Annotated in this window: 20 protein-coding genes and 1 riboswitch; all 20 genes read right to left on the bottom strand. The window is 51.3% G+C overall.

The window, feature by feature from the left end:
• The 20 genes from AC1BI1_RS03025 to AC1BI1_RS02930 all read right to left on the bottom strand — a co-directional run bounded on the left by AC1BI1_RS03025 (position 1) and on the right by AC1BI1_RS02930 (position 20,119).
• Positions 1-747 (bottom strand): M23 family metallopeptidase, encoded by a 747-nt coding sequence (locus AC1BI1_RS03025; protein ID WP_476715792.1) that lies wholly within the window; start codon positions 745-747, stop codon positions 1-3.
• Positions 748-828: 81 nt separating this feature from the next.
• Positions 829-2,226, bottom strand: coding sequence for a [FeFe] hydrogenase H-cluster radical SAM maturase HydG (hydG, locus tag AC1BI1_RS03020; RefSeq protein ID WP_476715791.1), 1,398 nt, complete (start codon positions 2,224-2,226; stop codon positions 829-831).
• A gap of 13 nt (positions 2,227-2,239) precedes the next feature.
• Positions 2,240-3,022, bottom strand: coding sequence for a thiazole synthase (locus AC1BI1_RS03015; protein ID WP_476715790.1), 783 nt, complete (start codon positions 3,020-3,022; stop codon positions 2,240-2,242).
• 322 nt (positions 3,023-3,344) lie between these two features.
• Complete coding sequence (gene thiS / locus AC1BI1_RS03010) at positions 3,345-3,545, bottom strand: sulfur carrier protein ThiS (RefSeq protein WP_476715789.1); 201 nt, start codon at positions 3,543-3,545, stop codon at positions 3,345-3,347.
• A 19-nt stretch (positions 3,546-3,564) separates the two neighbouring features.
• A complete protein-coding gene (gene thiE / locus AC1BI1_RS03005) occupies positions 3,565-4,167 on the bottom strand; it encodes a thiamine phosphate synthase (protein WP_476715788.1) in 603 nt (200 codons plus the stop codon).
• A gap of 103 nt (positions 4,168-4,270) precedes the next feature.
• A riboswitch (TPP riboswitch) is annotated at positions 4,271-4,380 on the bottom strand.
• Between the two features lie 191 nt (positions 4,381-4,571).
• A complete protein-coding gene (gene groL, locus AC1BI1_RS03000) occupies positions 4,572-6,185 on the bottom strand; it encodes a chaperonin GroEL (protein ID WP_476715787.1) in 1,614 nt (537 codons plus the stop codon).
• Positions 6,186-6,210: 25 nt separating this feature from the next.
• Positions 6,211-6,498, bottom strand: a complete 288-nt coding sequence (gene groES / locus AC1BI1_RS02995) for a co-chaperone GroES (protein ID WP_476715786.1) — start codon at positions 6,496-6,498, stop codon at positions 6,211-6,213.
• A gap of 115 nt (positions 6,499-6,613) precedes the next feature.
• Positions 6,614-7,750, bottom strand: a complete 1,137-nt coding sequence (gene rodA, locus AC1BI1_RS02990) for a rod shape-determining protein RodA (RefSeq protein WP_476715785.1) — start codon at positions 7,748-7,750, stop codon at positions 6,614-6,616.
• Between the two features lie 179 nt (positions 7,751-7,929).
• On the bottom strand, positions 7,930-8,226 hold the full coding sequence (minE, locus tag AC1BI1_RS02985; protein ID WP_476715784.1) for a cell division topological specificity factor MinE: 297 nt from the start codon (positions 8,224-8,226) through the stop codon (positions 7,930-7,932).
• A 14-nt stretch (positions 8,227-8,240) separates the two neighbouring features.
• Entirely contained in the window at positions 8,241-9,035 is a 795-nt protein-coding gene (minD, locus tag AC1BI1_RS02980) for a septum site-determining protein MinD (RefSeq protein ID WP_476715783.1), read from the bottom strand.
• Entirely contained in the window at positions 9,028-9,468 is a 441-nt protein-coding gene (gene minC, locus AC1BI1_RS02975) for a septum site-determining protein MinC (protein WP_476715782.1), read from the bottom strand. The genes minD and minC overlap by 8 nt, the downstream gene beginning before the upstream one ends.
• A gap of 169 nt (positions 9,469-9,637) precedes the next feature.
• On the bottom strand, positions 9,638-11,716 hold the full coding sequence (gene mrdA, locus AC1BI1_RS02970) for a penicillin-binding protein 2 (RefSeq protein ID WP_476715781.1): 2,079 nt from the start codon (positions 11,714-11,716) through the stop codon (positions 9,638-9,640).
• Positions 11,683-12,186, bottom strand: a complete 504-nt coding sequence (mreD, locus tag AC1BI1_RS02965) for a rod shape-determining protein MreD (RefSeq protein WP_476715780.1) — start codon at positions 12,184-12,186, stop codon at positions 11,683-11,685. The genes mrdA and mreD overlap by 34 nt, the downstream gene beginning before the upstream one ends.
• Complete coding sequence (mreC, locus tag AC1BI1_RS02960) at positions 12,113-13,030, bottom strand: rod shape-determining protein MreC (protein WP_476715779.1); 918 nt, start codon at positions 13,028-13,030, stop codon at positions 12,113-12,115. The genes mreD and mreC overlap by 74 nt, the downstream gene beginning before the upstream one ends.
• A gap of 15 nt (positions 13,031-13,045) precedes the next feature.
• On the bottom strand, positions 13,046-14,086 hold the full coding sequence (locus AC1BI1_RS02955; RefSeq protein WP_476715778.1) for a rod shape-determining protein: 1,041 nt from the start codon (positions 14,084-14,086) through the stop codon (positions 13,046-13,048).
• A gap of 47 nt (positions 14,087-14,133) precedes the next feature.
• Positions 14,134-14,805, bottom strand: coding sequence for a RadC family protein (gene radC, locus AC1BI1_RS02950; protein WP_476715777.1), 672 nt, complete (start codon positions 14,803-14,805; stop codon positions 14,134-14,136).
• Positions 14,723-15,415 (bottom strand): Maf family protein, encoded by a 693-nt coding sequence (locus AC1BI1_RS02945; RefSeq protein WP_476715776.1) that lies wholly within the window; start codon positions 15,413-15,415, stop codon positions 14,723-14,725. Before AC1BI1_RS02945 ends, radC begins: the two co-directional genes overlap by 83 nt.
• A 2-nt stretch (positions 15,416-15,417) precedes the next feature.
• Positions 15,418-16,071: a redox-sensing transcriptional repressor Rex gene (locus AC1BI1_RS02940; RefSeq protein ID WP_476715981.1), complete on the bottom strand. Its 654-nt coding sequence runs from the start codon at positions 16,069-16,071 to the stop codon at positions 15,418-15,420.
• Between the two features lie 64 nt (positions 16,072-16,135).
• Entirely contained in the window at positions 16,136-17,458 is a 1,323-nt protein-coding gene (locus tag AC1BI1_RS02935) for a bifunctional folylpolyglutamate synthase/dihydrofolate synthase (protein ID WP_476715775.1), read from the bottom strand.
• 12 nt (positions 17,459-17,470) lie between these two features.
• A complete protein-coding gene (locus tag AC1BI1_RS02930) occupies positions 17,471-20,119 on the bottom strand; it encodes a valine--tRNA ligase (protein WP_476715774.1) in 2,649 nt (882 codons plus the stop codon).
• Positions 20,120-20,130 lie beyond the last annotated feature (11 nt).

Below are 20,130 nucleotides of genomic sequence, written 5' to 3'. Positions count from 1 at the left end.
TTAGATCTCGTCGGTAAGTGCCAGATAAGGAAGGGGGTCCACGGTCTGCCCGTTCCTTCGAACTTCAAAATGAAGCTGAACAGCCTGGCCGGACGCCAAGATTGCTATAGTATCTCCCTGGCGCACCAATTGTCCCGGGCGCACATAAATCTTTCCCAAGGTACCATATACAGTGACTAAACCTACCCCGTGATCTATCTCTACTACTTGGGCCAGAATAGGGTCTTCACCGGCCCGGATAACCCGCCCATCCAAGACGGCCTTCACAGGGCTCCCTCCCCTGGCCTTGATATCAATACCGTTATGAAAATACTTCCCTTCTGCCCCCTGCACCCAGCCATAAGTCTTAATAATTTCTCCGGAAACAGGTACGGCCATCTGGGGATAATCTTTCATTTTATCTTCTGGCTTAAAGGCCGGCACCGAATTGTTTTCCGGCTTAAAACCATGGAAAACCCACCGATCGTAGGTATCTAGCCACAGCACATTTTTAATGACTTCGGCCACCTTGGGGGTCTGGTCGGCAGCCGGGTCCCTTAAGTAATAACGCAGGGATGCTTGCAGCCGGCCGGCTCCGGTTCCTTCCAGCCGAAAAACAAAAGTAATGACCAGGAAAAGTAAGCCGGCAGCCAATGTTTGCTTTAGAAGCTGCCGGGGAAAACGAGAAGGAGGCAAGGAGCGCCCCGGGCCTTTCACTTCCCCCAGCGGCGCACCTTTAAATTCTTCCCAATTCCAGTTATAGCGCATTATCTTTAGCCCCCCTGGACAGGCATATTTCTACCTAAATGTTTATGCATGTCCCTCAGGGGTATGACTATAGTAGTTAAATCAAAAATGAAGATCCCTTTGTCCTTGCTCAACTTGTTCCAGTTTTTCTTCTGTAGCCCGGCGTAAAGCGCCATCCTCAATTTCCGCCAGGGCAGCCTGAATGACTGCTTCCCCTCGTTGCCGCAAATGAGCAGGTGCCCTTTCTAAAAGATACTCTTTAAAGCTTAAAAGAGCATTGGGCAGGCAGAAGCGCTGAATGTCGCCCTGGCGGGCAAGACTGGTAAAACGAGAGCCCGTACGCCCCACACGATAACAAGCCGTGCAGAAGCTGGGAAGGTAACCCCGCTCGAGGATAACCTGAACAATTGCTTCCAGCGGCCGGTGATCGTCCACTTCAAATTGGGCCGCCAGTTCTTCCGCCTGGGCATAACCGCCCGGGCTTACGCAAGAGCCGGCTGACATTTGGGAAACCCCTATATCGATCAATTCATCTCGCAGCTCCGGGCGTTCCCGGGTCGAAAGCACCAGCCCTACATAAGGAAGGGCCAGGCGGTAGATGGCCACAACTTTGCGGAAGTCAGTGTCGGTTAAAGGATGGGGAATATCGGTCAGGGCTGCGCCGAGGGCTGGGCGGAGCCGCGGTACCGACATGGTATGCGGGCCCGCTCCAAACTCCCTTTCCAGAGCCGCAGCATGGCTTAAAGCGGCCAGGACCTCAAAGCGGTAATTATAAAGCCCCAGTAAAGGGCCCAGGCCCACATCGTCAAATCCCGCTTCCATGGCCCTATGCATAACTGTCAGGCGCCAGCCGTAATCAGCTTTAACCCCGCTGGGATGCATGATTTTATAAGTATCCGGGTGATAGGTTTCCTGGAAGCACTGGTAAACCCCTGCTCCGGCTTCCTTTAACCGCCGGAAATTGGCCACCGACTGCGGTGCCACATTGAGGTGAACTATTCTTAAAGGTGAATAGCGGTAGACAGCCTTAATGGCCTCCACCAAATAGTCCACATCAGATCCTTCCCGGCCTTCCCCTGCCACCAGAAGCACGCGCTGGAACCCTTTTTCGGCTAAAGCCTTAGCTTCTTTACCTATTTCCTCCGGAGTTAGGCTTTTGCGCTTAAGGGAAAGGTTGTCGCGCCGGAAACCGCAGTAAAGGCAATTATTGCTGCACCGGTTGCTGATGTACAAGGGAGCGAATAAAACTGTACGGCGTCCGTATACTTTTCTTTTTACTTCACCTGCGGCAGCATAGACCGAGGTTAAAAGATGGTCATCTTCTAAATTCAGCAAAGCTGCGGCCTCTTCCAGGCTTAATCCCTTAAGATTTCTGGCTTTCCTTAAGATATCATTAAGGGCTGTCGGTGCAGGCGGCGGTGTAGTCAACAACTCTTCAATTTCTTGGGGATTAACTATAGAAGTAAGTTCCCGGTTAAGGCCTTCTACTACTACGGCCACAAGTTATCCCCCCTTAAGCCTTGGGCCGGCCTATCATCCCCTCGGTGGGGCTGCTGGGACTGGCGAAGGTCCTCTTGGGTATGCGGCCGGCTAAAAATCCCTTGCGCCCGGCTTCCACCGCCAGCTTCATGGCCTCGGCCATGAGGACTGGATCTTTGGCCTGGGCAATAGCCGTGTTGATAAGGCAGGCATCCGCACCGATTTCCATGGCCAAAGCTGCGTCAGAAGGTGCTCCGATACCCGCATCTACTATTACAGGTACATTCACCCGGTCAATGATCAGCTTAATATGCTCGAAGTTGGGCAATCCCTGACCGGAACCTATGGGAGAACCCAGGGGCATAACGGTAGCTGCCCCGACTTCTACCAGGCGCCGGGCCACCACCGGGTCTTGGGTGGTATAAGGTAAAACAATAAATCCTTCCTGCACTAAAATTCGGGTGGCTTCAATAGTAGCTACGGGGTCGGGGAGCAACGTCTCTTCATCCCCTATTACTTCCAACTTTATCATGTCCGAAAGACCGGCTTCCCGCGCCAGCCTGGCCAGACGCACTGCCTCATCCACGGTATAAGCGCCGGCTGTATTGGGCAAAAGGGTGATCTTTTTTAAGTCTAGATAATCCAGGATGGAAGGCTCGTTGCTACCCAAATTTAACCGCCGCACGGCTACAGTAACGATTTCAGCTCCCGAAGCCTCAATGGCTTTCTGCATAATCTCCATACTGGCATATTTTCCGGTGCCCACCATGAGCCGGGAGTTAAACTCCCTACCGGCAATAACCAATTTATCGCCCATCGCTGTTACCTCCTGGAAAAATTCTCTTCAAATATTCAAAAACCTGAGTTATCCCCACTTTTTCAGGGCAGGCCTGCTTGGGCTTGGAAGCGAGCGACTAAACCCGAGCGGTAGCCAAACTTAACGAAGCCGAAAGCGGAGGCGGACCCGAGGCCATGGATGGCCGAGGCCGGCAACTGAGACAGGATGTCGAATTTGCCGGGAAGTCCGCCGGAGCTTGAGGCTGAGTGATAGTTTGGCCCGCGAGGGTTTCCGGAGCGAGCGAAAGCCAAGCAGGCCTAGGATCAAAACTGGGGATACGCCAGTTCAAAAACCCTTGGGCTTAACCCCCGCCTACAAAGCGAACAATTTCTATCTCATCCCCTTCTTCTAAAATTACTTTGTCATAATCCTGCTTGGGCACAATGGCACGATTGCGTTCCAGGGCCATATAACGATAATCTATCCCCAGTTCCTTCAGTAAATCGGCTACCGTCATCCCCGGGGGGATTTCTCTTTTTTCCCCATTAAGAAGAATCTGCACTTCGCTTGTGCACCTCCTTTTATTCCTGATCTAAACTTTTGCGGAACTCCTGTACTGCTCCTTGGGGATCAGGAGCTGCCATAATAGCCGACATGACAGCTACGCCTTTAGCACCTGCCGCGAGGCAGGCGTGAACCTTATCTACTGTAATCCCTCCTAAGGCCAAGACTGGTATACCAACACGGCGCACAACTTCCTCTAACGCTTCTAACCCCCGGGGTGGTACATCCTTCTTAGAATCGGTGGCAAAAACATGTCCGAAAAGGAGGTAATCGGCTCCGGCTGCGGCAGCTACTAATGCTTCAGGCACATTATGCACCGAGACTCCTATCAATTTACCAGGACCTAAGAGTCTGCGGGCCACTTCCACCGAGAAAGAGCGTTGCCCTAAGTGGACTCCATCAGCATTGGCAGCCAAGGCTATGTCTACCCGGTCATTGATTAAAAGCTTAGTAGTGGCAGGTAAAGCTTTTCTTAACTTACAGGCTAGGCTGTATAGCTCGTTTCCCGGCAAGTTTTTTTCCCGCAACTGGAAAAAATCCACTCCGTGCATTTGACCTGCCATCACCTCCAGGGGATATCTCGTAAGATCCTGGTTGCTTATTACATAGAGCCAGCCCATGGGATAAGACCCCCTCGATTTACAGGGAAGAGGTGAACCTCACAGAGAAAGCGCGGGGCTAAAACTAAAAAGGGTGCACCTCCGCAAGGAAAATGCACCCTTAATAGCTAGGCCCTTTTTTCCCTCCGCAGGCATTATCCTGAACAGGTTCAGCGGGTCAGGTGCTTACTAGCCCTTTCTCAGCCCCTAACAGGAGCTCCCCGTTGTTTTATTATTAGTAGTATTATTATAAACTGCCTTTTTCTCTTCAGCAAATTCTTTTTACGAGTACCATAAATTATTTTTGGACTTCCTAGGAGCTTTATGGCACTATTGCATCATTTTGTACGTTATTTTATTGATTCTTGGCAAGTAAAAGAGGATACCCTACCTCAGGGTATCCTCTCCTTAAAGCTTGCTCTCTTTTAGTAATCCATGTTAGGTGGCATGGGAGGGTTCTTCTCTTCCTTCGGAATTTCTGAGACCAGCGCTTCTGTGGTGAGAAGCATAGAAGCGATACTAGCTGCATTCTGGAGAGCGCTCCGGGTGACTTTTGCCGGATCCACAATACCGGCCTTGATCATATCCACATACTCTTCGGTGACCACGTCAAAACCGATGGAAGACTTTTCATTCTTCACCCTTTCCACAATCACCGAGCCTTCCAGGCCGGCATTGGCGCAAATCTGACGCAGCGGTTCCTCCAGCGCCCTCTTAACAATCTTTACGCCCACAGCCTCGTCGCCGTCAGCTTGAATGTTATCGAGCACCGAGATGCAGTGGACCAAAGTCGCGCCTCCGCCCGGTACGATACCTTCCTCTACTGCCGCCCGGGTAGCAGCCAGGGCATCTTCCACACGGTGTTTCTTCTCTTTAAGCTCGGTTTCCGTAGCTGCACCAACCTTAATAACAGCTACGCCGCCAGCTAATTTGGCCAGGCGCTCCTGCAATTTTTCCCGGTCATAATCGGAATCGGTCTCTTCAATCTGCTTCTTAATCTGGGCCACCCGGCCAGCCACCGCTTCCTTACTGCCATAACCTTCCACGATGGTGGTCTTTTCTTTAGCAATCTTGACTTTCTTAGCGCGGCCGAGCATATGGAGTTCTACATTTTCCAACTTAACTCCCAGGTCTTCGGAGATAAAGGTACCGCCCGTCAAGATGGCAATATCTTCTAACATGGCCTTACGGCGATCACCAAATCCAGGAGCTTTTACCGCAGCGCAAGATAAAGTACCGCGCAATTTGTTGACCACCAAGGTGGCCAGGGCCTCGCCCTCTACATCTTCCGCAATAATCAATAAGGGCTTGCCCGTGCGCACTACCTTTTCCAACAGGGGGAGGAGGTCATTGATAGCCGAAATCTTCTTTTCGTGAATAAGTATATAGGGATCCTCCAGCTCGACTTCCATGGCCTCGGGATTGGTAACGAAGTAAGGGGAAATGTAGCCGCGGTCAAATTCCATACCTTCCACTACTTCTACCGTAGTGGTGGTACCTTTAGACTCTTCGACGGTAATGACGCCGTCTTTGCCCACTTTCTCCATGGCTTCGGCTATGAGTTCACCGATGCCCGTATCGTTAGCCGCAATAGAAGCTACATGAGCAATACTTTCCCTGGATTCTACCGGGATGCTCATCTTCTTAATCTCTTCTACCACCGCCTCCACGGCACGATCGATGCCCCTCTTGATGAAAATGGGGTTAGCGCCAGCCGTGACGTTCTTTAAGCCTTCGAGCATGATAGCCTGGGCCAAAACCGTGGCTGTAGTAGTACCGTCGCCCGCCACATCATTGGTTTTGGAGGCTACTTCCCGGCAGAGCTGAGCACCCATATTCTCAAAGGGATCCTTAAGCTCGATCTCTTTGGCTACAGTCACGCCGTCTTTAGTAATTACCGGCGAACCAAATTTGCGCTCCAGTACTACATTACGGCCTTTAGGACCCAGCGTAACCTTTACCGCTTGGGCAACAGCGTTGACACCCCGCTCCAGGGCTCGCCGCGCTTCTACATCAAAGGCTAATTGTTTGGCAGCCATTGTTCGCCAACCTCCTTTAAGCTATTTATTTTTCTTTCACCGCCAGAATATCGCTCTCGCGAATTATTAAGTATTCTTCTCCATTCACCTTTACTTCAGTACCGCTATACTTGGCAAAAACTACCCTGTCACCCACCTTAACTTCCGGTGCAATTCTAGTACCGTTATCCAGGACCCTGCCCGGACCTACAGCTACTACTTCACCTTCCTGGGGTTTTTCCTTGGCAGTGTCCGGCAGAACGATGCCTCCTTGGGTCTTCTCTTCCGTAGAAACTACCTTAAGTACTACCCGGTCACCAAGAGGCCGGAGCATGGAGCTATGTCCTCCCTTCAGCATATATATTTGTTAGCACTCACCTAAGGTAAGTGCTAACAGCCAAGTATTATAATAATACAAGGATTTTTTGCTTGTCAATAGGTTGGAGGGTTTAAAAAAGAATTTTTTGCCTCCGGAGGTTAACATTGATGACTAGGCCCAACGCCAGCAAATTGGTCAGCATAGAACTCCCTCCGTAACTGAACAAAGGGAGGGGAATACCGGTAACGGGCATAATGCCGATAGTCATACCCACGTTCACCAGCAAGTGGAAAGTGAACATGGAACAAATACCGACAACCAAGAGCACACCAAAATAATCCTTGGCTTGGTAAGCAATCCGAATCATCCGGTAGAGGAGGAGAAAATATAATCCCAAGAGCCCCACGGTGCGGAAAAAGCCCAGCTCCTCTCCCACTACGGCAAAGATAAAATCAGTATGGTGTTCCGGCAAGAAATTGAGCTGCACCTGGGATCCTTGGTACAAACCCTTGCCCCAGAGTCCGCCAGAACCAATGGCGACCTGGGATTGAATGATGTGGTAACCTGCGCCACGGCCCCCTTCACCGTCATTGTAGGGGTTTAGCATTACCACTAACCTTTTGAGCTGGTATTCCTCCAGGGGCAGGGGTAGGCCCCAGCGAAAGTGGGCAAAAAGGGACAAAACAACGGCCAGCGCGCCGCCGCTCACCAAGCCCCAAAAAAGACGAGTGTTGACGCCACCCACATATAGCATACCGCAAAAAATGGCCATAAATACCAAGGCTGTCCCCAGGTCTGGCTGTTTTAGAACTAGGAGCATGGGCACTACCACATGCAAGAAGGGGATAAGCAAATCTCGCAAACGGTTTAATCGGCCCTGGCGGCTTTCTAACAAACGGGCCAGAGTAATAATTACTATTAACTTGCTAAACTCCGAGGGTTGAAAAATAAAGGGGCCTAGACTTATCCATCGCTGGGCTCCTTTAGCTTCGCTACCTACTACCAGCACGGAGGCCAGAAGCAAGAGATTGAGGATATATAAGGCCAGGTGGTAGCGTTTAAGCTGCTGATAATCTATGGAAAGAATTACCAGCATACCGAGTAGCCCTATGACAATCCATAGGATCTGCTTTTTTACATAGTAATCTGGACGAGCGGTAATGCTCGCGGCTGCGCTATCCAGAACTAAAAGGCTTATACTCAAAATAGCTGCCACTGTAAAGACCAACACATAATCCAGATTACGCCAAAGCTTACGATTAAACATGTCCTTCGCCTCACCGCTTCCATTATACAAAAAAATAAGCCCTGCCGGTAGCTCAGCAAGGCCAGAGGCATCCTCAATTTTTAGCCCCCTTTGGCTCCAGAAGAAGCCCAGGTCAAGCAGGCTTGAGGGCCAGAATTGGGGATAGCCTCAATAGCGAAGCAGAGAGGCTCTCTTGTAATCTAATATGTCACACTGTGTTCACCACTCGTTTTGAAGGTCCGTTTAATGCGCAAAATGGGAATATTGGCCACCAGAGCTACAGTATCGTTTTCCCGGCTCAAGCTCACTTCCAGCCCTGCTGCGTCTATCTCCAGGTATTCGGAAATGACTTTAATTAAATCCTCTTTAAGGGCCTCCAGAAGGTGAGGCGATACTCCCACCCGGTCATGGACTAGGACCAAGCGCAACCGCTCTTTGGCCACTTTTTTACTGGCAGTCGTTTCCCGTCCCAAGAAGCGCAATATAAAATCTAACACTGCTGGTCCCTCCTTTAAGTAAGGCCAAAGAGCTTTCTCAGTTTAGCCACTAATCCTTCGCTGCCTTCCAAGTTAAGTAAAGGTACTTCTTCCCCCAGGAGGCGTCGGGAAATATTATAGTAAGCCTGTCCAGCTCGAGAACGTTTATCCAGAATAGCCGGCTCCCCTTTATTGGTGGAAACCACAATCATTTCGTCCTCCGGCACCACGCCCAGGAGCTCAATAGCCAGGATTTCCAACATATCATCGATGTCCATCATATCGCCCCGGCGCACCATATCCGGGCGAACGCGGTTAATTATAAGGCGAGGTGCTTCCATCTCGGCCGCCTCTAAAAGGCCGATAATGCGGTCGGCATCGCGCACGGCAGCTACTTCCGGCGTGGTGACTACCAGCGCCTTTTCGGCACCGGCGATGGCATTCCTGAAGCCCATCTCGATGCCCGCCGGACAATCAATAAGTACAAAGTCGAAATCCTCTTTGAGCTGGTCACAGAGGTCCATCATTTGATGGCGGGTTACCGCCGTCTTGTCCCGCGTCTGGTTGGCTGGCAAAAGGTACAAGTTTTCCAATCTTTTATCCTTGATCAAAGCTTGCTTTAAGCGACATCTCCCTTCCACCACATCCACCAGGTCATACACAATACGGTTTTCTAATCCCAGCACTACGTCTAAATTGCGAAGCCCTATATCGGTGTCCACCATTACTACCCTTTTGCCTAGCATGGCCAAACCGGTGCCCAGATTGGCCGTAGTAGTTGTTTTGCCGACGCCGCCCTTACCGGAGGTGATAACTATTACTTCACCCATCTTGTTCCTCCTCTTTAGTAAGATTACCTGGATTTAAGTAGCGCCTCTCTCCACCAGGTTGATATCTTTCGATTATTACGGCCCCGTCCTGCACCCTGGCAATCTCAGGTTGTTTGAGGGGCTTGTCCCCTCCATCGGGAGGGCGAGCAATATATCCAGCTATGCGCAGCTGGGTTGGTTGTAAGTCAAAGGCAATAACCACCGCTCCCTCATCACCCTCTGCTCCGGCATGGACTATACCCTTCAAGGTGCCCATAACAATCACATGACCTCCTGCCACCACTTCACCGCCGGGGTTAACATCTCCCATTATCACTACATTCCCAGGATAGTCAATACGTTGACCCGAGCGCACCGTACGCCGCACCAGCAAGGTTTGTCCGGAAGGATGGGAGGAGTTCCCCAAGCGAATTGTTCCTTGAGAAGACACCATACTCTCCTCCATAAAGTATGGATGATGTTTTCTTCTTTCTACGCACCCTTAGGTAAATCCTGCCGTAAGAGGAAAAAAGACGGGAGCTTTTTTCTTCTCCTTTCCCGCAAGATACGACAAAAATTCCGCCTCTTCCAGCCTGCTTAGCTCGCCCTCCCAGAGCCACAGCTTATTCCGTTGCTGCTCCTCCCGGGCCTGTCCGGGAAAGTTGCTCGGTCAAGCCAAAATAACGAGCAAAAACCTCGCGGGCTACTATCCCTGCTGAGTCGCCCCCATGGCTCGCGTATTCAATAACTCCGGCAAAGGCAATTTGCGGATCATCATAGGGAGCAAAGGCAATAAAAGTACCATAAAAATCGCGGCTTTTGTCGTCTCCGGCTAAACCGGTCTGGGCCGTTCCCGTCTTAGCAGCGACTTTAATATAAGGGGGAAAATCGCGAAAAAGAAAGGAAGCAGTACCTTCGGGTGACTGGGTTACGGCCAGCATTCCCCGGCGCACCTCTTCTAAAATATTCGGAGGAACATTCACTTTTTGGATTGCCTCCGGATAAAATTCCTGTTTTACCTGGCCCTCTGGAGAGACGACTCTTTTGACTAGATAAGGCCGCCAGCGGGTACCCCCATTAGCCAGGGTAGCCACATAATTGGCCAGCTGGAGGATGGTATAATTATTGGCTCCCTGTCCTATAGATGTATTATAAGTATCGAAAGGCTGCCAGCTGGTTTCAAAGTTAAAGTTTATTTCAAACTGGGCTTTTAGCTGGCGCAGTTCTTGCTCCTTTTGGCGTATTAAACGTTCCTTGTCCCTTTCCGCAGCCGAGGCTAGGGCGTCAGCATATTTTTTCTCAATTTCTGCCTTCCGCCTCTCCAACCACCTTTGTAGAATAGCTTCATTTACTTTTCTCTTCCACTCAGGGGAGGGCAAGATGCCTTTAGCTTCTCCTAAAATGCCTATGGAGCCGGTAGGAGAACCCAGGCCAAACTGCCCGGCTATAGAATCGATCATCTCAATACCGGCCATCTCGCCAGCCCACTGGAAATAAGTGTTGCAAGAAACAGCCAGGGCCCGTTCCAAATTTACGCGACCATGGGGCTGCCAGCAATCTAGTCCTCCGTTTTTCCAGTAACGTCCGCTACAATAAATCGTATCCTTGGGGTTTACGGCCCCCGACATTAAGGCTGCTATGGCTGTTATGGGTTTAAACGTTGAGCCAGGGGGATAGGTGCCCTGGGTAGCGCGATTAAATAAGGGCTTGAGCCGGGGATCATTGTAATATGCCTGCTTTTTCGCAAAGGAGCCGTTAACAAAATCATTGGGGTCCATGTCCGGCTTGCTGGCTATAGCCAGAATAGCACCTGTCTTAACATCCAACACTACTGCTGCCCCAGCACCTGCTTTGGGATTCTTCTTTTTTGCTTCGGCTATGACCCGGTCCATAGCCTGTTCTAAGGTTCTCTGGAGATCCAGATCCAGGGTAAGCTCCACGTTATCGCCAGGAGCAGGAGGAATTGTGAGGAGATCCCTGATTTTGCGGTTAAAGGCATTTACTTCCACTTGCTCGGCACCATCCTGGCCCCTAAGGCCTATACGCAAGTCCCCCCGCCTTTCATATTCTAGCAAACGTTCAATACCGCTCTTGCCAATTTTATCGTTAAGGCGGTAATTATCCCCTTGCCGCTCTTCCAGTTCTTCCTGGGTGATCTGGCCTACAAAGCCCAAGATATGCCCGGCCAGAGGACCGTTGGGATAGAAACGCTGGGGCTCGGTAGTGATGTTAACCCCGGGGAGCTCCAGGCGCCTTTCCTCCAATCTGGTGATAATAGCCATGCTTTCCAGTCCTGCCGGTAATCTTTTAATAACCACGGGCTCATAACGGTAAGGATTGTTCTTTAATTTTTCCCAGATAGCCTCGGGCGTCAGTTCCGGATCGGCCAAAATCTCAGCTAAACGCCGGATAACAACGTCCATGTCCTGATTGGGCACGTTACTTAAAGTCACAGCGTAAACAGGCTGGCTGGTAGCCAAGACTCTACCTTTGCTGTCCAGAATGTCGCCACGCCTGGCTTCGATAGGAATAAGTCGGATACGATTTTCTGCTGACTGGCGGGCAAATTCTTGGGCATTTACTACTTGCAAAAAAAAGAGGCGGGCGGTAAGGACAAAAAACCCAAAAATTAAAAAGGCAAGATAGCCGTTTAGACGGCCGTTTAACCTCAGCTTCCAAGGCTCCTTTTCCTGGCTACCCACTCTACTCTCCTCCGGTAAAAGCTCTGGCTCAGAAAGGTAAGGGAGGTATTATAGACGGAGGCAGGCAATACCACAGTTAATAATCCCGCTGACCAGGGGTAAGCTATCCCTCCCAAAGGGCCTAGGAGCAAGAATAATAACCCTGCCCCTAGACTTGCTCCCCAAGCAAGAATAACTGGTACCAAGGGATTATCCCGGTTTAATTTACCTTGGCCTAACCCTACAGCATACCCCACCAACATTTTGGTCAGAGCATTTAGCCCTAAAAACCTGCCTTCATAAAGGTCTTCTAACAAGCCGTAGATCATTCCCAGCACTGCTCCCTGGTTGGCGCCGTGTTCTAAGCTATAAAATATTAATAGCAGCAACAATAAGTCGGGTTTAACGCCTGCTATTCTAAAGAATTCCAGCAGGGTGGCTTCCAGGATTATACCACCCATCCCCGCTAATACTAAGAACAGCATCTGCATCGTCAGCGACCCCTCGATATACCTCGGTTATCACCAAAACCTCTTCCAGGCGGTCAAAGTCGACAGCAGGAGCAATGATAGCCCGTTTCATCAAGCCATCAGTTTCTGGGAGAATTTCTACCACTTTCCCTATAAGCAACCCTTTGGGAAAAATTCCTCCCAGGCCCGAAGTTATTATTATTTGATTCTTTTCTACGGGGGCATCATGGGCTAGGTGGATCATCTGGAGGTAGCCTTTGTAATCGGGGCTGGCCTCCACTACTCCGGGCACACGGGTGGCTTGGACCATGCCGCCCACCGCACCTTCCCGGTCCAGAAGTAAAAGCACCTCTGCTGTCCGGGGGGTTACGCTGATGATGCGACCTACCACCCCCGCTGGAGTAACCACTACTTGATCTTTGCGTAACCCTTCATCAGCTCCAAGGCCCAAGGTAAGGGTGCTAAACCAGTTACCGGGATTCCTATAAATAACAGGTGCCGCTTTTAATTGCCAGCGCTGCTTGGTGGCCTCTTTATAAGCCAGCATTTCCTTTAGCCGCTGGTTTTCCTGGCGGTATTCCTCCAGCTGGACTATTTGTCCCTGAAGTTCAGCGACCTGTCGCTTTAAACGCTCATTCTCAGCCTCTAACCTGCCCAAGCTAAAAAACAACTGTAACAAATTTTGGCCCTTGTTTCCGACTAGGGTTACGGCCCTGGCCAGGGGTGCTATTACCTCTTTTAAAGCCCCCCCGGCAGGACTCAAACGCTCTCCCACAGGTGCTGACCAGCGCAGCAAAAGGATTAACAACCCGGCGGCTATACTTAGAGTCAAAAGGGGCATTAACTTCCGCCAAAGCCGGCCCAATAAATAACACCTCTCTTACCCCGGACGCCGCACGGCAAAAAGCACCCGCTTCAATTCCTCCAAATTCTCCAGCACCTTGCCGGTACCTATGGCTACAGCAGTCAAGGGGTCTTCAGCCATGTGTACAGGCATTCCTGTTTCTATACTAACCAGCCTGTCCAACCCCCAAAGTAAAGAACCCCCGCCGGCCATGACGATACCCCGGTCCATCAAATCTGCTGCTAGTTCTGGAGGCGTCCGCTCCAGACAAAGTTTAATGGCTTCCAAAATGGCAGCGACCGGTTCGGCCAGAGCTTCTTTAATCTCTTCCGCTGTAACTTCAATGGTTTTGGGCAAACCGGTAACCAGGTCTCGCCCCCGCACCGAATAGGTACGGTTACGCCGTGCCTCATCCTCGGGTGTGTCGCCAAAGTAGGCTGCACCTATCTCGATTTTGATCTCTTCAGCCGTTCGTTCACCGATCATCAAATTATAATTGCGCTTAATGTGCTGCGCAATGGCCTCATCCATCTCATCCCCGCCGATGCGAATGGAGCGGCTGGTAACAATACCTCCCAGGGAGATTACTGCCACCTCAGTAGTGCCGCCCCCAATATCTACTATCATGTTCCCTGTGGGTTCGTAAACAGGCAACCCGGCGCCAATGGCTGCTGCCATAGGTTCTTCAATGGGATAGGCTTCCTTGGCTCCCGCCTGAATAGCTGCTTCCCTCACGGCCCTCTCTTCCACAGCAGTGACACCTGAAGGGACTCCTACTACTACCCGGGGCCGGACAAGGAAGCCCTTCGGAATGGCCTTCTGTATAAAGTAACGTAACATGCTTTGGGTTACATCAAAATCAGCAATGACGCCATCCTTTAAAGGGCGTATAGCCACAATATCGCCCGGCGTACGCCCGATCATTCTCTTGGCAGCTTCCCCTACTGCCAACACTTGACCGGTCCCCCGCCGGATGGCCACCACCGATGGTTCGCGCAGGACAATACCTTTCCCCCGTACATAAACAAGGGTATTGGCAGTACCTAGATCAATCCCGATATCGCGGGCAAAGACCATAACCTTTTACTCCTTCCTCGCTATATTGCGACACTGTTTTATACGACTTAAAGTAGTCCTTTTTCTCTCATGCTTATAAAAGAACCATCGCCTACGATTAAGTGGTCCAGCACCTCAATCCCTAAAAGCCTACCGGCTTCCACCAGCCGCCTGGTAACCTGTATATCCTCTAAACTGGGAGAGGGATCACCGCTGGGATGGTTGTGCACCAGGATTATGGCCGCTGCACTCCTCTTCACCGGCCCCTTGAAAACTTCCCGCGGATGGACCAGGGAGGCATTAAGGCTTCCTACAGCCACATTATCTATAGCCAAAACGCGGTTCTTAGTGTTTAGGGAAACGGTACGAAAATGTTCCCGGTCCAAGTACCGCATTTCATCCATAAGCAGACTGGCCACATCACCGGGATGCTGTATGACGGGCCGGTTGGCGATATAAACAGACAGGCGCCGCCCCAACTCAATAGCTGCTTTGATTTGGGCTGCCTTAGCCAAGCCTATTCCCTTTTGTTCTTTAAGTTCTTCCAGCGAAGCCTCGGCAAGATATCGCAGGCCGCTAGGCTGGGATAACAGCCTCTGGGCTAGCTCCAGGGCTGTTTCCTGAGGAGTACCTGTGCGGAGGAGAATAGCCAGCAACTCAGCATTGGAAAGGGCCTGCGCCCCGACTGCCAGCATCCGTTCTCGCGGCCTCAAGTCTTCCGGCATTCGTTTGATGGTCATCCTCCGGTCTTCCTCCACCGTACCTCCAGGGTCTGCCCCAAATATTAATCCCAAATTCCTCCAATAGCATAGCCGTTTTTACCAGGGGCAGGCCGACTACATTAAAAAAGTCGCCGTTAATGCCCTCCACCAATAACGCCCCTAGCCCCTGTATACCATAAGCACCGGCTTTATCCAAGGGTTCACCGGTGGCGATATAAGCTTTTATTTCCCGCTCGCTAAGCTGTCGAAAGCGCACTTCTGTGCGTTCCCAGGCTTCCCTGCAGATCCTACCCGGCACACCAATAACAGCTACCCCAGTATAAACTTCATGGGTTTTCCCGCTTAAGAAATTGAGCATGGCTTCTGCTTCGGCCTTTGACGCAGGCTTGCCGAGCACTTGGCCCTGGCACACTACGAGAGTATCAGCGCCCACCACCACGGCCTCTGCTAGACCTTGAGCTACCGCCTCTGCCTTAGCCCTGGCCAGCGCCGTTACCCGGGCCGCAGGGGGCAAATGGGCATATTCCTCTTCTTCAATATGGCTAGGAACGATTACAAAATCCAGGCCGAGCTGGCCCAAAAGCTTTCGCCGCCGGGGCGAAGCTGAAGCTAGAACCAGCTGGGGCATGTTTAAGCCTCCTGGTAAGATTTAAAGGCCCGCCGGAAGGCTAGATTAAAGGTTAGAATTTCTAGATTAACCGTAAGATCTACATTGCGTACCTCAATATGCTCGGGAACGTTGAGCACCCGCGGAGCAAAATTTAAGATACCCCGGATCGAAGTTTTGGACAGTTCATCGGCCACAAACTGGGCCTGGTCTGCCGGTACAGCAATAATAGCAATCTGGGCCTTTTCCTTCTCTATTATTTCGGCCAGCCTATCCATGCTGTAAACTTCCACCCCATTTAAGCGATAGCCAATCTTGTGGGGAGCGATGTCGAAGATGCCGACAATCTTAAAGCCCCTCTCCCGGAAGCCTCCGTACATGGATAAGGCCGTTCCTAAATTACCGGCACCGATGATAACCATGGGCCAAGTGGTGTTCAGGCCCAAGATCTTAATAATATGCCAGTAAAGGTCTTTTACATTGTATCCTACACCGCGGGTCCCAAATTCACCAAAATAGGCCAAATCTTTACGAACCTGAGCCGGGCTCACTCCTACTCCTTCCGCTATTTCACCCGAAGAAATAGTTACTATTCCCTGCCGATCAGCCTGAGCCAAAAAACGAGAATATACCGAAAGCCGAGTGATAGTGGCCTCAGGAATCTTCAAGGTCTTCAACAATTGAGATCCCTCCTTAATGAAGTTTATACGTTTTTCACAAACTCTGTTTTTGTCCTATTCGCTATTTAGTCGCAAAATCCTCTTTTTTGTTCATTAGAAACCATTCCCTGGCGTCAGCTACCATGTACAAAGATCCAGTAGCGCAAATCAAGTCCTCAGGCTCTGCTAAACGTAAAGCTGTTTCCAAAGCTTCGGGAATGTTCCTAATCACCCTTACCTCCGGAACAAAACGGCGCGCATAGAGGCCCAGCATTTCCCAGTCTCCCGCCCGGTAACTATTGGGCCGGGTTACAATAACCGCCTGGGCTAGGGGAGCTAAGGTAGCTACCACCTTTTCCCTCTCTTTGTCCGCCAGCATGCCTAAAATTAAAATCAGGCGGCGGTAAGAAAATAGCTCTTTTAAGGCCTGCTTTAGAGCCAGAGCACCGTCGTGGTTATGGGCTCCATCCAGAACCACTAAGGGATTACGTCTCACTATCTCCAGGCGGCCAGGCCAGAAAGCCTCGTTTAAGCCCTGCCTGATGTGCCGTTCTTCTATAAAAAGATTATGATGATAACGGGCTGCTTCCACGGCAGCCACCGCCAGAGCGGCGTTGGATAGCTGGTGACGTCCTACCAGGGAAATAGAAAGGCCCGGATAAAATTTGCCTAATCCCTGCCAGTCCAATTTCCCTCCGCGCAAGGAGATCTCCCGCTCGGCAAAGAAAATCTCTTTACCCAACCGGTAGAGGGTAGCCTGCTTTTGCCGGCAGACCTCTTCAATTACTTCCAGGGCTTCGGGTTTATCCGCCCCGGTGACCACTACGCCCTTTTCCTTAATAATACCTGCCTTCTCCCTGGCGATCTCGGCCACAGTGGAACCCAGGTACTCCATATGATCGAGGCCTACATTGGTAATGACGCTGACCAAGGAGGTGGGGATTACATTGGTAGAGTCTATAGTTCCGCCCAGGCCCACTTCCAGGACCACATAATCCGCCTGAACATTAGCAAAATATTGCAGGGCCAGGGCAGTGCTCACCTCAAATTCCGTAGGGTGCTCATAGCCTCCTTTTACCATGTCCTCCAAAAGAGGACGCATGGAGCTCAGAAGCAGAGCCACTTGTTCCTCGGCTATCTCCTGGCCGTTCAAGCGAATGCGCTCCGTATAGCGGTGCAAGTGGGGAGAAGTAAAGAGACCTACTTTATAGCCGGCAGCCTGGAGTATAGCAGCCACCATAGCCGCTACCGAACCTTTTCCGTTAGTGCCTCCGATATGAAAAAAACGGAGCCGGCGGTGGGGCTGACCCAACCGCTCCAGCAGCTCCTCGATACGACCCAGGCCCAGATTAAAGCCAAACTTAGTGAGGTCATGCAAGAATCTTAAAGCCTGCTGGTAGTTCACACCCTTTCACCTCTACCCTTTGAGGGAGCGCAGTCGCCCGAGCAAGGCCTGTTCTTTATCTCCCAGCTCATCCTCTTTCGCCTTCTCTTTGGCCACTACTTCGGCCGGCGCTTTGGCCATAAAGTCTGGGTTGGCCAGCTTCCGGCGCACCCGTTCCAATTCTTTTTGGGTAGCGGCCAGTTCCTTTTCCAGCCGCGCCATTTCTTTCTTTAAATCTATTAACCCTTCCAGGGGCAAATAAATTTCTACACCACCGGTGACCGCCGCAGCCGCCTTAACCGGCGGTTGGACCAGAGAAGCAACTATTTCCACCGGTTCTGCTTGGGCTAGGGCCGACAGATAAACCCGCGCCTCTTCTAGGATTTTCCGCGTGGTGGCTGAAGGAGCTACCAGCACCACACGTGCCTTTAGGCCCGGAGTTACCCGCATTTCGCTGCGCAGGTTGCGGATAGCCCTGATCACCTCGATTACTAGTGTCATGGCTTCTTCGGCTAAATCATCGTGCCCTTCCGGCTTAGCTTTCGGCCAGGGGCTTATCACTATACTGGTCTTATCCCCGGGAAGGTGTTGCCAAATCTCTTCCGTAATAAAAGGCATAAAGGGGTGCAAAAGCTTTAAGCTTGTCCCTAAAACTTCCACCAGAACCTGCTGGGCTGTAGCTTTAGCTGCAAGATCGCCGCCGTAGAGGCGTATTTTGGCCAGCTCAATATACCAGTCGCAGAATTCTCCCCAGAAAAAGTCGTATAGCAACCTAGCCGCTTCACCGATTTCATAGGCTTCCATATTAGCTGTTACCTGTTGGACCAGGGTGTTTAACCGGCTTAAAATCCACCGGTCGGCTAGAGTATATGGGGCCTTTTCCCTGTCAGGATCATAATCTGTTAAGTTTAACAATACGAAGCGAGCGGCGTTCCAGATTTTGTTGCAGAAATTCCGGGTGCTTTCCAACCGCTCAGGGTGGAAACGCAAGTCGTTACCTGGAGTGTTACCAGTCACCAGCATAAAGCGCAAGGTATCGGCCCCGTATTCCTCAATAACTTCCATGGGGTCTACACCGTTCCCCAGGGATTTGCTCATCTTGCGCCCCAGGGCATCCAAGACCAGGCCGTGGATAAGCACTTCCCGGAAGGGTACGTCTTCCATAAACTCCAGGCCCATAAAAATCATGCGCGCTACCCAAAAGAAAATGATGTCCCTGCCCGTGACCAGTACCGAAGTGGGATAATAAATCTCCAGCTCCCTGGTCTTTTCCGGCCACCCCATGGTGGAGAAGGGCCAGAGGGCCGAGCTAAACCAAGTATCCAGAACATCGGGGTCCTGCTCCAGAGCCGTGCTGCCGCAAGAGGGGCATTCGGTGGGATCTGTGGTACTGCAGATCACTTCCTCACATTGCTGGCAATACCAGACCGGGATCCGGTGCCCCCACCAGAGCTGGCGAGAAATACACCAGTCACGGATGTTTTCTAGCCAGTTTAAATAAATTTTGGTAAAGCGTTCAGGTATAAACCGCACCCGGCCCTCTCTCGCCGCTTGTATCGCAGGACCCGCCAGGGGTTTCATACGGACAAACCACTGGGGTAACACTAGAGGCTCGATGACAGTATCGCAGCGATAACAATGACCAACGGCGTGGGTATGGTCTTCTACCTTCACCAGGTATCCCTGATTTTCCAGGTCCTTTACCACTTGCCGGCGACAGGCGTAGCGGTCCATACCGGCGTAAGGACCGGCTTCCTCGGTCATGATAGCCTCTTTGCCGATGACCGTAACCGAGGGCAGCCCGTGCCTTTGTCCCACTTCAAAATCGTTGGGATCGTGGGCCGGGGTAATCTTGACCGCACCGGTTCCAAAGTTAGGGTCCACGTATTCATCGGCTATCAGGGGTATTTCCCGGTTGATAAGCGGTAAAATAAGGGTTTTTCCAATAAATTTTTGATAGCGCTCATCTTCCGGGTGCACGGCTACCGCCGTATCGCCTAGCATGGTTTCCGGCCTGGTGGTGGCAATAGTTATACTGCCTGATCCGTCTTTAAAGGGATAGCGGATATACCACAGGTGCCCGGCCTCCTCCTCATGCTCCACTTCAATGTCCGAAATAGTCGTACGGCAACGGGGACACCAGTTGATGATATAGTTGCCGCGGTATATCAGCCCTTTCTCATATAGGCGCACAAAAACTTCGCGCACTGCCCGGGAACATCCTTCGTCCATGGTAAAACGCTCCCGGCTCCAGTCGCAGGAAGCACCCAGCCTTCTCAACTGCTGGGTAATACGGTTACCGTACTCCTCCTTCCAGGCCCATACCCTCTCCAAGAATTTCTCCCGGCCCAAATCGTACTTGCTCAAGCCCTCTTTAGCCAATTCTTCCTCTACCCGGGCCTGGGTAGCAATTCCGGCATGGTCGGTACCGGGTATCCAGAGGGTGGCATCTCCCCGCATGCGATGCCAGCGCACGAGTATATCCTGCAGGGTGTTATCCAGGGCGTGTCCGAGGTGCAAACTCCCGGTGACGTTAGGGGGCGGCATCACAATACTAAAGGTAGGCCGCCCGTCTACATCCGTTAGCCCGCGAAAATAGCCTTCCTTTTCCCAAACTTGATACCATTTCTGTTCCACTTTTTGAGGATTATAAACAGGTGGTAATTCGTGAGCCGCAGGCACGCCTGTTTCCT

The organism is Thermanaeromonas sp. DSM 22490, assembly GCF_056378755.1.
This window is presented reverse-complemented; position numbering and strand designations above follow the sequence as displayed.

Coding starts and splice junctions, on each gene's coding strand:
- rodA (WP_476715785.1), bottom strand. CDS start 7,750: ATGTTTAATCGTAAGCTTTGGCGTAATCTGGATTATGTGTTGGTCTTT.
- minD (WP_476715783.1), bottom strand. CDS start 9,035: ATGGGTGAAGTAATAGTTATCACCTCCGGTAAGGGCGGCGTCGGCAAA.
- AC1BI1_RS03015 (WP_476715790.1), bottom strand. CDS start 3,022: ATGGGCGATAAATTGGTTATTGCCGGTAGGGAGTTTAACTCCCGGCTC.
- AC1BI1_RS02955 (WP_476715778.1), bottom strand. CDS start 14,086: ATGGTCTTTGCCCGCGATATCGGGATTGATCTAGGTACTGCCAATACC.
- groL (WP_476715787.1), bottom strand. CDS start 6,185: ATGGCTGCCAAACAATTAGCCTTTGATGTAGAAGCGCGGCGAGCCCTG.
- mreD (WP_476715780.1), bottom strand. CDS start 12,186: ATGCAGATGCTGTTCTTAGTATTAGCGGGGATGGGTGGTATAATCCTG.
- groES (WP_476715786.1), bottom strand. CDS start 6,498: ATGCTCCGGCCTCTTGGTGACCGGGTAGTACTTAAGGTAGTTTCTACG.
- AC1BI1_RS03025 (WP_476715792.1), bottom strand. CDS start 747: ATGCGCTATAACTGGAATTGGGAAGAATTTAAAGGTGCGCCGCTGGGG.
- minC (WP_476715782.1), bottom strand. CDS start 9,468: ATGGTGTCTTCTCAAGGAACAATTCGCTTGGGGAACTCCTCCCATCCT.
- thiE (WP_476715788.1), bottom strand. CDS start 4,167: ATGGGCTGGCTCTATGTAATAAGCAACCAGGATCTTACGAGATATCCC.
- AC1BI1_RS02945 (WP_476715776.1), bottom strand. CDS start 15,415: ATGCCCCAGCTGGTTCTAGCTTCAGCTTCGCCCCGGCGGCGAAAGCTT.
- radC (WP_476715777.1), bottom strand. CDS start 14,805: ATGACCATCAAACGAATGCCGGAAGACTTGAGGCCGCGAGAACGGATG.